This window comes from Candidatus Poriferisocius sp. (genome assembly GCF_965204145.1).
GTDB lineage: Bacteria > Actinomycetota > Acidimicrobiia > Acidimicrobiales > Bin134 > Poriferisocius.
Genome location: NZ_OZ241977.1, coordinates 252907 through 265467, shown reverse-complemented (window position 1 = coordinate 265467; position 12561 = coordinate 252907). Strand labels below are relative to the sequence as shown.

12 protein-coding genes are annotated in these 12561 nt (G+C 61.6%); 7 read left to right on the top strand and 5 right to left on the bottom strand.

Annotated features, from left to right (window positions below; genetic code table 11):
* The first annotated feature begins 42 nt into the window (after nt 1-42).
* Both ACOGI7_RS01155 and ACOGI7_RS01150 read left to right on the top strand, forming a co-directional pair.
* Complete coding sequence (locus tag ACOGI7_RS01155) at nt 43-1353, top strand: ABC transporter substrate-binding protein (RefSeq protein WP_419850100.1); 1311 nt, start codon at nt 43-45, stop codon at nt 1351-1353.
* Nucleotides 1354-1382: 29 nt separating this feature from the next.
* A complete protein-coding gene (locus tag ACOGI7_RS01150) occupies nt 1383-2615 on the top strand; it encodes a cytochrome P450 (RefSeq protein ID WP_419850099.1) in 1233 nt (410 codons plus the stop codon).
* A 21-nt stretch (nt 2616-2636) separates the two neighbouring features.
* Here the strand turns inward: ACOGI7_RS01150 and ACOGI7_RS01145 are convergent, their stop codons facing one another.
* From ACOGI7_RS01145 to ACOGI7_RS01130, 4 genes are read right to left on the bottom strand one after another with little or no spacing between them, the layout of a single operon-like run.
* Entirely contained in the window at nt 2637-3635 is a 999-nt protein-coding gene (locus ACOGI7_RS01145; protein WP_419850098.1) for an XdhC family protein, read from the bottom strand.
* Nucleotides 3636-3648: 13 nt separating this feature from the next.
* Complete coding sequence (locus tag ACOGI7_RS01140; protein ID WP_419850097.1) at nt 3649-6000, bottom strand: aerobic carbon-monoxide dehydrogenase large subunit; 2352 nt, start codon at nt 5998-6000, stop codon at nt 3649-3651.
* Nucleotides 6001-6009: 9 nt separating this feature from the next.
* Complete coding sequence (locus tag ACOGI7_RS01135; protein ID WP_419850096.1) at nt 6010-6495, bottom strand: (2Fe-2S)-binding protein; 486 nt, start codon at nt 6493-6495, stop codon at nt 6010-6012.
* A gap of 1 nt (nt 6496) precedes the next feature.
* A complete protein-coding gene (locus tag ACOGI7_RS01130) occupies nt 6497-7360 on the bottom strand; it encodes an FAD binding domain-containing protein (RefSeq protein WP_419850095.1) in 864 nt (287 codons plus the stop codon).
* 588 nt (nt 7361-7948) lie between these two features.
* Between ACOGI7_RS01130 and ACOGI7_RS01125 the strand changes: the two genes are divergently transcribed.
* The 5 genes from ACOGI7_RS01125 (at nt 7949) to ACOGI7_RS01105 (ending at nt 12351) form a co-directional block, all read left to right on the top strand.
* Nucleotides 7949-8911, top strand: a complete 963-nt coding sequence (locus tag ACOGI7_RS01125) for a hypothetical protein (protein ID WP_419850094.1) — start codon at nt 7949-7951, stop codon at nt 8909-8911.
* Nucleotides 8908-9729: a hypothetical protein gene (locus ACOGI7_RS01120; protein WP_419850093.1), complete on the top strand. Its 822-nt coding sequence runs from the start codon at nt 8908-8910 to the stop codon at nt 9727-9729. The genes ACOGI7_RS01125 and ACOGI7_RS01120 overlap by 4 nt, the downstream gene beginning before the upstream one ends.
* A complete protein-coding gene (locus ACOGI7_RS01115; protein WP_419850092.1) occupies nt 9729-11546 on the top strand; it encodes a DUF3696 domain-containing protein in 1818 nt (605 codons plus the stop codon). Before ACOGI7_RS01120 ends, ACOGI7_RS01115 begins: the two co-directional genes overlap by 1 nt.
* Before the next feature lie 21 nt (nt 11547-11567).
* Nucleotides 11568-12077: a hypothetical protein gene (locus ACOGI7_RS01110; protein WP_419850091.1), complete on the top strand. Its 510-nt coding sequence runs from the start codon at nt 11568-11570 to the stop codon at nt 12075-12077.
* A gap of 61 nt (nt 12078-12138) precedes the next feature.
* The gene (locus ACOGI7_RS01105; protein WP_419850090.1) at nt 12139-12351 is read left to right on the top strand and encodes a hypothetical protein; all 213 of its coding nucleotides are present in this window, start codon (nt 12139-12141) and stop codon (nt 12349-12351) included.
* Here the strand turns inward: ACOGI7_RS01105 and ACOGI7_RS01100 are convergent.
* Nucleotides 12335-12544, bottom strand: a complete 210-nt coding sequence (locus tag ACOGI7_RS01100) for a hypothetical protein (RefSeq protein WP_419850089.1) — start codon at nt 12542-12544, stop codon at nt 12335-12337. The genes ACOGI7_RS01105 and ACOGI7_RS01100 overlap by 17 nt on opposite strands.
* Between the last annotated feature and the right edge of the window lie 17 nt (nt 12545-12561).

Genomic DNA, 12561 nt, shown 5'->3' with positions numbered 1-12561 from the left:
GGGGGACCCCACATGTTGAATCGCTGGCTCAAACTGGCAGTCGTGCTCTTTGCGTTCGCGCTTATCGCAGCGGCGTGCGGCAACGATGACGATGATGCACCGGCTGCTCCGGCACCGACTGCTGCCCCGACGGAGGCTGCCACCGCGGCACCGGCTCCCACAGAGGCTCCCGATATGGGCGTGCCCGACAATCCCGACAACGGGGTTACCTCCGACTCGATCAAGGTCGGCTGGATGGGAGACCTGACCGGGCCGACCGCCTCGTCGCAGTCGTTCAACAGCCACGGCATCGAGGCCTACTTCGAGTGCGTCAACGAGAGTGGCGGCATCTTGGGACGGATGATTGATTATCTGCCCGAGGACGACCAGTTCAGCGCCGAGACCGCGGCCATCAACTTCACCAAACTCACCGAGGACGACAAGGTGATCGCCCTGCTCGGCTTGGGCGGCTCGCACATCAGCACCCAGCTCCAGCCCGACGTCGAGGCCCTGAACCTGCCGGTGATCGGCCCACCTCAGACCATCGACATCCAGCTCGAGGGTGACCAGTACTTCAACAATCTGGCCCACTACGGCGACCAGGCCGACCTGGCTGCCGGACACATTGCCGCCACCGTCGGCGGCATCGAGAACGCCGTGGTCATGGGCATCAGCCTCGAGGTGCCCTCCGGCACCGAGTTCGCCGCCTACGTGGAGCAGTCGGTCGAAAAGGGTGGCGGTACCTACGTCAACACCTTGTACGTGGCGCCGGGTGCCACCGAGGTCACCGCTCAAATGGTGGAGCTGCAAGCCGGCATTGACGAGCAGGGCGTGAATTACGTGACCCTCCACGGCTCGCCGGGCGCGGGCCTGGTGGTCATGCAGGGCATGGCCGACGTGGGCATAACCGACATTCCCATCATCGGCATCCACGGCATCGCCGCTAACTCGATCTGGACCGAGGGGCCGGAGTCGGTCAGCGACCAGACCTTCGGCATGCACTCCTTCATGACCGCCAACAACAACATCGCAGCCTCGGCTGACATGGAGCGGTGTGCAACGCTGGCCGGCCACGACGGCGAGCACCTGAACCTGAACTTCTCCCACGGCTTCCTCAACGGCTACGTGTTCCACCAGGCCGTGGAGCGGGCTGCGGAAACCGGCGAATTGAGCCGCGAGAGCCTGACCGAGGCTTTGAAGGGCACATTCGACACCATGGGCATCACCTGCCCGATCGACTGGAGCGCTAGCAACCACAGCCAGTGCGGCGCGGCGTTCTCTCTGGATCCCGCCTCCGGCGGCATGGTGCCGGCCAATCCGTTCAGCTTCTACGCCGACAGCTTCGACGGCCAGTACGGCATCGAGATCGGCTAGCCGAATCGTCTAATCGAAAGGCCCCCACGTTGCCGGATTCCAGATCGGTCGCTGAAGACTTCAACGCCTATCTGACCGACAACGTGGGGGCCGACCCCTATCCGGCCTTCCGCCGGATGCGCGAAGAGGCCCCGGTGGTGTGGGCTGAACCGCTCCAGGCCTGGGTGTTGACCCGGTGGGACGACATCACCGCCATGCTGGAGGACACCGAGAACTTCGGGGCGCTGATGAACCGGCCGGGCACGTCCAGCATCTTCGGCCGGGCCATCTTGCAGATGTCGGGCGACGAGCACCGCCGCAAAGACGCCATCTTGGCCAAGCGTTTGCGGGGCCCCCGCTATCTAGGCTCCACCATCGAGGAGATCGTGTCCGGGTTGGTCCACGAGTACGGCGACGAGCTGCCGGTGGCCCCCGAGGTGGCCGATCTGCGCACCGGCCTCACCGAGCCGGTGCCACTGGGGGCCATCGCCGAGCTGATGGACATGGGAGCGGCCAGCAACTTCCGGAACTGGTACAACGACATCGTCGCGGCAGGTACCTCCAACTTCGCCCAAGACCCAGAGGTCCACTCCCGGGGCGAGGTGGCCCGAGACGAGCTCTACGACTTCGTCACCCCCAGCATCGAGGAGCGCCGCGGCTGTCCCGGCGACGAGCTGCTGTCCGACCTGTGCTCCATGGAGTACGAGGGCGAGCGGCTGTCCGACGATGAGGTCCGCAGTTTCACCGCCTTCTTGCTGTCGGCCGGCATCGAGACCACCGACCGGGCGCTGGCCAACCTGGTCAAGCACCTCATCCTGCAGCCCGAGCAGTGGCAGCGCCTGAAGGACGATCCGTCGCTGGCCAGCTCGGCGGCCACCGAGATCCTCCGCTTCCGCCCCCCGGTCCAGGCCATCGTGCGCATGGCCAAACAAGACATGGAGGTCAGCGGCACGGTGATCCCCGCGGAGAGCAAGCTCATGGGCTTCATCGCCAGCGCCAACCACGACCCCGACCGGTTCGACAACCCCGATGTGTTCGACGTGGGCCGATTCGAGGGGGCCGAGCGCCCCAACTACACCCCTATCGGCCCGGTTCGGGCGTTCGGGGCCGGCCCCCACACCTGCACCGGCTCGCTGCTGGCCAAACTGGAGATGGAGCGAACCCTGGAGTACTTGATCGAACGGTTCGACCGGTTCGAGTTCGCCGACGAGGTGCCCCCCGACACCGGCATCGTGCTCCGCTCCCCCGAGACCCTCGACGTAGTTCTCCACCCTGCCGCCTGAACCAGCCCAAGCCGGGGCGGTCTAGGAGACAAACTCGGCAGGCTGGGCCTCGAAGCGCTGTTGGCAGCCGGGAGCGCAGAAGTAGTAGGTGGTGCCGCCGTGGATGGAGCGGTAGCGGGCGTCGGCCACCAGCACGGTCATGCCGCACACCGGGTCGACGGCCTCTACCGGGCGGTCTTGAGACGCGGCCTCGGTGTCGGCTGCGAGGCGGCCCTCGGCCCGGCGGGCCACCAGGTCGGCCATGATGGCAGCCGCGATCTCCCGATTGGGAACGCGGCCCAGGTTCAAACCGGCCGGAGAGCTGATCCGGGCCAGATCGTCTTCACCGAACCCCTGGGTGCTGAGGTAGTCGTTCATGGCCTCGGCCCGCTTGGCCGATGCCACCAGACCGATGTAGCCGGCATCGGTGCCCAAAGCGGCAGCCAGCGCCAAATCGTCATAGTGCCCCTGGGTGGCCACCACCACTGCGGTGGCCTGGTCAACGGTCAGACCGCTCAGATCCAGGCTGGTGCGCACGATCTCTGGGCGCTCATGGTCGTCGGGCTGGCCCCCGTCGTCGACGATCACCGCATCCCAGCCGACGGCGGTGGCCACCGCGGCGATGGCGTCCACCGCCGGTGACCGCCCGATCACCACCACTTGGGGGGCGGGCAGACTCGGCTCCAGATAGATCTCCATCGCTCCCTCCGAATCACACGCCATGGCAATCGAGCGCAGCCCGTCGCTGTGTTCGTCGGTCGAATCAGTGTCGGTATTCCGGCTTCGGCTTCGACCGTCCGATGGACCCAGACACAACAGCCGGGGTTCGCCATGGTCCAAGCAGGCCAGCGCCTCCACGATCACGGTGGGCTCAGCGCACGCCCCGCCCAGCCAACCCCGCACTGAGCCGTCGGGCAGAATCACCGCTTGCGACCCCTGCTGGCCCGATGACGGCGCACGCCGCCATATCACCGAGGCCATCACGAACGGCTGGCGCTGCTGGCGCAACTCCACCGCCCGAGCCATGACGTCGACATTCATGGCATCGACTCGACTAGCTGGCCTCGTCGATGGCGGCCCACACCCGATCGGGCAGTACCGGCATGTCGATGTTGCGGACGCCCAGATGGGCCACCGCGTCGATCACCGCGTTCACGAACGCGGCGGGCGACCCCACAGTGGCCGACTCGCCGACGCCCTTGGCCCCGATGGGATGGTGAGGCGAGGGCACTTCGGTGGCCAGCAGCTCGAAGCGGGGGGTCTCCCAGGCGGTGGGCACCAGGTAGTCCATGAAGTTGGCCCCGATGCAGTTGCCGTCGTCGTCGAAGGTGATCCACTGCATGGCCGACATGGCGAAGCCCTCGGTGAGCCCGCCGCAGATCTGGCCTTCCACGATCATCGGGTTGATCCGCACCCCGCAGTCATCCAGCGCCACCATGCGCTGCACCTGCCACACCCCGGTGTCGGGATCCACCTCGACCACCACGATGTAGCTGCCGTAGGGGTAGGTGAGGTTGGGCGGGTCGTAGTAAGTGACGTCTTCCAGTCCGTACTCCATGCCCTCGGGCAGATTGGTGTAGGCGGCCAGGGCCACGTCTTGGATGGTGACCGACCGGTCGGGGCTGCCGGCCACCGAGAACACTCCCGAGGCCAGCTCGATGTCCTCGTCGGCTGCTTCTAGCAAGTGGGCAGCAATCTTCTTGGACTTGTCGGCCAGCTTTCGGGCCACCACCGCGGTGGCCGCCCCGCCCACCGGCGTGGAGCGTGACGCGTAGGTGCCCAGCCCGTAGGGGGTGTGGTCGGTGTCGCCGTGCTCCACCTTGATGTCGTTGGCCGGTATTCCCAGCACCTCAGCCACGATCTGGGCGAACGTGGTCTCGTGGCCCTGGCCCTGGGTCTTCACCCCCAGCTTCAAGATGGCCTTGCCGGTGGGGTGTACCCGCAGCTCGGCGGAGTCGATCATCTTCAAACCCGCGATGTCGTAGGTGCGCGACGGCCCTGCCCCCACCGCCTCGGTGAAGTGGGCGATTCCGATGCCCATGAGCCGTCCCTCGGCCCGAGCTTCGGCCTGCTCCCGGCGCAGGTCCTCGTAGCCCACCTCGTCCATGGCGGTGCGCAGTGCGGTGGGATAGTCGCCGGAGTCATACACGAAGCCGGTGGCCGTCTCGTAGGGGAACTGCTCGGGCTGGATGAAGTTGCGCAGCCGCATCTCGGCGGGATCGATGCCCACCTCATAGGCCGCGTTCTGCACAAGGCGCTCGATGAGATAGGAGGCCTCGGTGATGCGGAACGAGCACCGGTAAGCCACCCCGCCGGGGGCCTTGTTGGTGAACGCCCCTTTGCAGTCGATATGGGCGGCGGGGAAGTCGTAGCTGCCGGTGACCACGTGGAACAGCCCGGCCCGGAACTGGGTGGGCTGGGCATCGGAGTAGAACGCCCCCTGGTCCGACAGCATGTTTACCCGCAGGCCCAGGATGCGGCCCTCGTCGGTAACGGCCAGCTCGCCCTTCATGTAGTAGTCGCGGGCGAAGCCGGTGGAGATGAGGTTCTCGGTGCGGCTCTCCACCCACTTCACCGGCTGGCCGATAAGCAGCGAAGCCGCGGTGGCCACCACGTAGCCGGGGTAGATGGGCACCTTGTTGCCGAAGCCGCCGCCGATGTCGGGGCTGACGATGCGGATGTTCTGCTCAGGCAGCCCGGCCACCATGGCGAACAGCGTCCGGTGGGCGTGGGGGGCCTGAGAGGTCATGTAGATGGTGGCCTGGCCGGTCACCGAGTTGACGTCGGCCACGATGCCGCACGTCTCCAACGGAGCAGGGTGCGAGCGGGGATAGTGGGTCTCCAGGGTGACTACCCGGTCGGCCTTTGCGAAGGCTTCCTCGGTAGCGCCCTGGTCACCGGTCTCCCAGGTGTAGGCCAGATTGTCGGTCTGGCCCTCCTTCTCGTCCCGAATCAGCGCCGCCCCCTCTTCCAGAGACTGCTGGGGTGTGGTGATGGGAGGCAGTTCCTCGTAGTCCACCTCGATGAGCTCGAGGGCGTCGGTGGCGATGTAGGGATCGGTGGCGATGACCGCGGCCACCTCCTGGCCCTGGTAGCGCACCTTGTCGGTGGCCAGTACCGCCTGGGTGTCGCCCGACAGGGTGGGCATCCAGGCCAGGCCGTGCTGGTCCATCAGATCGCCGGTGACCACGGCCACCACGCCGTCGAGGGCGGTGGCTGCTGAGGAGTCGATGCCGTTGATGCGGGCGTGGGCCAGCGGTGAGCGCAGGATGGCCATATGCAGCGTGTTGGGCAGATCGATGTCGTCGAGGAAGTTGCCTTGGCCCTCGATCAGCCGGGCGTCCTCTTTGCGCTGGACGCTGTGGCCAACGCCGCCGATCTCAGCGGGAGTTGTTGGTGCAGCCATGATCGCTCCTCAGCTTCCGTTGGACTCGCTGGCAGCGGCCACCCGGGCTGCTGCCGTCTGGATGGCCTTGACGATGTTGATGTAGCCGGTACACCGGCACAGGTTCCCCGAGATGGCCCAGCGCACGTCGTCGTCAGACGGGTCGGGGTTCTCGGCGATGAGCGAGGCGCCCACCAGCATCATGCCTGGGGTGCAGAACCCGCACTGGAGGCCGTGGTCGTCGGTGAATGCCGACTGGATGGGGTGCAGACCGTCGGCACCCTTGAGGCCCTCCACGGTGGTGACCTCCGACCCGTCGGCCTGCGCGGCCAGCACCGTACAGGCCTTGACCGGCTTGCCGTCCATCAGCACGGTGCAGGCCCCGCAACTGGTGGTGTCGCAGCCCACGTGGGTGCCGGTGAGCCCGACCGTGCGGCGGATGTGGTCCACCAGCAGAGTGCGGGGCTCCACGTCGCTGGCGTGGTCGGAACCGTTGATGGTGATGTTGACTTCCATGTCAGCTCCCTTCGGCCTGCTGGGCGGCGGCGGCCAGCCCCCGCTTGGTGTAGGTGCGGACCACCTGGCGCTTCCAGGCGGCGGTGCCCCGGACGTCGTCGCGGGGCTCGGCAGCGGCCGCGGCCATCTCAGCGGCCTCAGCAAACAGCTCCTCCGAGGGCTGCTGGCCCACCAACAGCGCCTCGGCATCGCCCACCTTGGTGTTGATGGGGTTGACCGATGTCAGGGCCAGCCCCGCCGCGGCGATGGTCCCAGCGTCGTCCAGCTCCAGATGGGAGGCCACCGCCACGGTGGCATAGTCGCCGATCTTGCGCTCCAGCTTGAGGTAGGACCCACCGGAGCGCCCCGACGGAACCGGGATGCGGAGCCCGACCACCAGCTCGTCTTCGCCCAGCGTGGAGGTGAACGCCCCATCCACGAAGTCGGCAATGGAGATCGACCGCTCGCCGCTGGGCCCCTGGGCGATCACATCGGCCCCGGTAGCCAACAGCACCGAGTTCCAGTCGCCCTCCGGGTCGCAGTGGGCCACCGAGCCGCACATGGTCCCCCGGTTGCGCACCAGCGGATCAGCCACCCACGGGGCAGCGGCGGCAACGGCTCCAAAAGTGGCATCCGATACCACCACATCGGCATGGCGGACTAACGCTCCAACCTGAAGGTGGCCGTTGGCCCGCTCGATGGTATCCAAGCCGCCGATGCGATTGATGTCGATGAGCGTCTCGGGGAACGCCACCCGCATCTTCATCATGGGGATGAGACTCTGGCCCCCGGCAAGGAACCGACCCCCCTCCCCCGCGTCCACCTTGGCCTCCACCGCCTCCGCGACGGTCTGAGCCACGACAAGGTCGAACCGAGACGGGAACATAGGCCCTCCTCCCCTGGGCTTCAGTTGTGCCCGCCACCCTACCCCTCAGTCCAAACCCCCCGCTGAGGAAGTGAAGGTGTTCATCTCAGGTTCACCCCAACCGACGATCCAACCGATCGCGGAAGGCTCGGGCACACTCAACAATTCGTTTAACAGATTCACCCTTTCCCTGACTATCCTCATCACCCGTTCCCCCCTCCCGCATCCGAGCGGAACCGACTACATGACAACTCACCAGCCAAGACTCGGCGACTGGTTCACTATCGCGAATGAGGTGAGCGGTTTCCGAGCACCCGAGGGGCAACAAGGAATCCACCCATTCCTCGTAACTTCGACTCTAGACGTGCGTATTTCCGTACTTCCGCGATCAACGTCTCACCCAGAAGGGCTCCAACACATTGCCCACCAAGGCAACTGCGGTTCAGAAACTTGCCGGATAAACAAAGATGGCTACATCAATACAAACCTCATTCATGTGGATAGGTCTCACTTGACCGATTACTCCTGCACGGAGCCAGACAAAGACGTCTTGGAATGGGCAATGAGCAGAGATGCGTCTAGCAGTCAAACACGCCGGAGAGGGCGACGATGAACGGCCCGGAGTTCGACCTTCTCCTTGCCGAAGCTGCTAGCCAGAGAATCGGCCAGCGATGGCTGGGTGAGGTGCAAACGGCCTGCACCGAGGTCACTCGTCGCTACGATCCTGCGGTCTACGCCGTTGCCGAGCGGGCCTGGAGCGACGGTGAGATAGACGAGCTTGTTCAAGACGTCACCGTCGAACAACTTCTTCACCAAGGACAGCTCGCCTACATCCTGGATGTCTCTCGATCCATCGACGACGTGAGACGTCTGCTGCGGTTCCGAGTCCGTCGGGAATTGGCTAGACGCCGACGGCGCACGGTGGTGGATCGCCTTCTTGCCCGCCTAGCAGACCTGTTAGATGGAGATACCTATGAACCAGTCCGCGGATCGGTACCGACGAGATATCGACCCGTCGGGTCAGATGTCGGCATCGAAGCACCTAGCGACGAAAGCCTGCGTCAAGCGGCCGCTGCTGTTCGACTTCTTCCCACGTCGCAAGCCACTGGCGAACGATCGTCACCTGTGTTCCGGTCAGAGGTCTTGGCTCAAGTTGCCTCCCATTGCTTCCGTGCTACAGGCACCAGCCTGTCTATAGACGATTTCGGCCAGATTCTTCGCGAGGCGTTGACATCTTGGCTTCCAGAATTCCTTGAATTAGATGAAGGACAGAACTGGCCTGCCGAGCAGGCCAGCGCGGAATTCGAGTTGGAGGACATTGTGAACAGCCTTTTGGGAGAGATCTCCGAAGAGGATCAACAGATTCTGTACGCCAAGCTGTCCGGCGTCTCCGACTCTGATTTGGCCTCCCAGCTAGGCATGAGCAGGCCTACCACCGCCAGGCGAAAGTCTGAAGCTTTCGACCGGCTGCGCGAGCTATTGGCATCTGAGGCAGGCGATATGGAATTCGCACAGACTCCTCAGATCGCGCAGGTGCTCTATCTTCGTCTCAGCCAGGCAGTGGACCAATGAGCGGTATTGCGAAGGCACCCGATTGGCTACAACGTGCTCTTCGCAACCCAACGGTGGTGTGCGACGAGTTCCGTGAGCAGGAACCCACCGACCTAATGCCTGGCGATATCGTCGTCGTCGGTCCCTTTGGCGATGCCAACGCCAGTGGTCGCCTCTTGGTAGTTGTCGACGTTGGCAAGGGTCATTTCCACGGCATGTTGGCCATTACAGAGACTGAGTTTGCTACTTCGGTAGACGCCGTCCTCACTCCTAAGGCAACCGGCCTAGGATATGAAGTCGCCGTCCTGACCCGATTCCACGGACCCATCTGGTCAGTCCAAATTCGACAGCGTGTCGGTGCAATCGAAATCCCGATCCTAGAGGAGCTAGAGAAACTCTCGTGGAGCGACGAACCTGCCGATATAGCCCTTCTCCGAGGTCAACCGCTCCAACCTGAAGGGATCGACCCAAGCTATCCCGCTAGACGAGCCCTTTCGCTGGAGTTCGACGTCCTCACAGAACACTACCGCCGCCGCTACCACGACCTAGAATTCCCGACACTGGATGCGAATATAGGAGAGATTGAGGTTCTAAAGGACTTGCTCCCTAAACGTGGATGGGAACGACGAATCGCAATGGTATCAACCACCTCCGAATTTCGTGATCGGTTCTTGGACTCCTATCCACAGCTTTCGCCAGATCAACAGCGTGCTGCTCAATTGATCGGAGAACACACTCATAAGGTAATTTCTTCGACAATATCCGCAGAAGTTGGATCCAGAGAAGATCTTGTTGACTTCGAATCAATGATCGATACTCCCTTACAGGAGGCAGCATAATGTCTAGGCCACGTTACGATTTCAGAACTCCAAGATCTACAAGTCTAACTGGTATAGAGTTGCGAAACTTCAAATCCATCAAGTCTGCTCAAATTCACACTAAGCCTCTGACAGTCGTTTCAGGTTCGAATTCATCTGGCAAAAGCACACTGCTTCAAGCTGTATTGGCACTTGCACAAAACTCAAAGCAAAGAATCGATGGCAGGCGATTTCCCCTAAACGGTGAGTACGGCCGCCTTGGCACATTTTGGTCCTTGTTAAGTCAGAAGCTCGATCGGTATCAATACATGACGATAGCTCTTCAGTTCGAGACAGATCGAGGAGATGTCCTAAGGAATGCCGGTCCGAGATTCCGCTCTAATCGAAAAAAGCGTGAGGATCTAGAAAACTCCGAAGTCGAGAGAGTAACGGGCTATTGGTCGCTAGGATTCGACGGCCGCTTTGAAAACCTATCCGGATCTGCACAAATTGGCACCATCCGAACTTGTGCAAAGGGCTCCTTCTGGACAATCAAATTAGATCTTGAACGAGATACTCTGGGGTATGATCCATCTGAATTAGGTGTTGGTGGGTTCGAATATGACGGAGACTTTGACAACTTTAGTGGACAATTGACAATAGAATTAGATCGACATGGAGAGCTTGATATAGATCAGCACTTGGACCTATCCATCCCGATAGACCAAGCTAAGGTCTCTAGCGGGCAGTGTTCCTCTCTATTTGTCCCGTTCTTTGAACCATCCCAGCAAGTCGAAAAGTGGTTTAAAGAAGTCACTAGACAGGCTCACGACACTCACACTGATGCTGAGGATGATCACCAATATATTCAAGACCATGACCACTTTGTCCAGTTGGCAATTGAGGGAATAGTAAGGCGAGATCCACCCGATAAGTATCCAGAGTTGGTCCGTTGGTATAAGGATCTAGATTCCACCGACAAAGGGTGGATAGAAGACAGAACCGCAGAGTTGCTACAATTGATCTGCGACATCTTTGACGACGATATGATGCAACCTCTGGTTGGTGCACAACGTGCCTTCTCTAGATACCTTGCAAGTCGCGTTTCCTACGTGGGGCCTCTACGCCATGCGCCCCATCTACCTTTTGGGAGTGCATCAGACCCTGACTCGGGACATGTTGGTGTTTCTGGGGAGCATGTAGCAGCAATTCTTCAAGCGAAACTATCTGAGAAGAATCGGTACCCCCTTCCAGATGACCATGAAACCGAAGTAACTCTTGAAGAAGCCGTAAACCAGTGGCTTCGTTTCTTTGAGCTTGCTGACTCCCTGGCTGTCGATGAGAAAACACCGCTTGTCTACAACATTGAGATCGTGCCGCCTGGACTCGACGAACCAGTCCCCCTCAATGCGGTTGGCGTGGGAGTTAGCCAACTACTCCCCGTGATTGTCCAATGCTTGGTAGCTGGCCCCGGTGCTTTGGTCATTCTGGAACAACCTGAACTGCACCTTCATCCAGCTGCCCAGCAGCGCCTTGCCGATTTTCTAATCGCCTGCACCAACTGGGGTCAGAGAATTCTCGTCGAGACCCACAGTGAGTACATGGTCCTGCGGTTGCGCCGGCGCATTGCCGAAGACGACTCAGACGAACTTCTAGAACGAGTCGCAATCCTGTTTGCTGAGCGAGATGATCAAGGCGACACGAACTTCCGAGATGTCAAACTTAACGAAGTTGGCGGGGTGCTGGACTGGCCCAAAGGCTTCTTTGACCAAGGCCCAAACGAGGCCCATCAGCTCTTGATTGCGGCAGCCGAACGACAGCGAAGAGATGAAGAAGCTGCCAAATCGCAACGCAGCTGATTGGACCGACCAGGAGACCGGATGTCGCTGCTTATCAAGTGGTGGAAGCACAACCCCGAGTACATCGCGACCATTCTCATAGGTCTTGTTGCGTTCTCGACTTTCTGGCACATTGCAGGCAAGTCCAACGACGGAGAGCCCTGTCCAGCTGTGAACGACTGGACGGCAGAGGTCGCGGACCAGAGAAAGTTCCTTCGCATGAATAGACCGGATCGGCGTGAAGCCATGCGCGAGTGGGAGCTCGAGCACAGCCATCTCACCGGCAACTCGTCCGAGGAGAGGCTCCTTGAAGTCTCAGATGCAGGGTGGGCCGCAGTAGAACTACAGGACTGCGGCGGTCTGGACGAGAGGGGGCTTCTGTCTCTTGATGCCCCCACGACCGAGCCATTGGACGTGCAGCGGGAGTGCTTCGAGCACTACACGGAGAGGCGCGGCAGCTATCGGCAGGTGGTGCCAGCCGTGAAGCCCGGTTGCCACGACATTCTCGCGGACTCTGCGGCGTGGATCACACAGAACTTTCCTGAATCATAGTTTTTGGGCCTGTTTACAAACTATGCCTCGCGAGACCCTTCCTGCGAAAACACGGGGGAACGTGAACACGGACCCCGATAGCGACTTCTACGGAGCCGAGTACTCACAAACACCCCACATCGTCCGCCGCTGGGTAGATCTGCAAAGGAGAGTGGCCGAGGCGGAGGTGGTCGTCACCGAGCAGGTTGATGATGCAATTTCCGCCCAGGCGGTTGAGGGGTCAAAGCTCTCACTGCTGACAGAAGATGGAGAGAGGATCAGCGGCTGCCCTTGACGTGCTCGATAATTCCCTGTGCCCAATGCCAAATGTCGTTGGCTCGATAGGGCTCTACCATGTCAGTCAGTATCTCCACCTGCTCTATCAGGGCGAGCAGAGCGTCGGTGGCTTTCTGCTCTTTCTCTGAATCAGCGATCAGTTCCTCCTTGTACCCCTGCACCTTCGCACGAGCGCTTCTGTCCTCAGTCATGGGCATTTCCTTTCTGT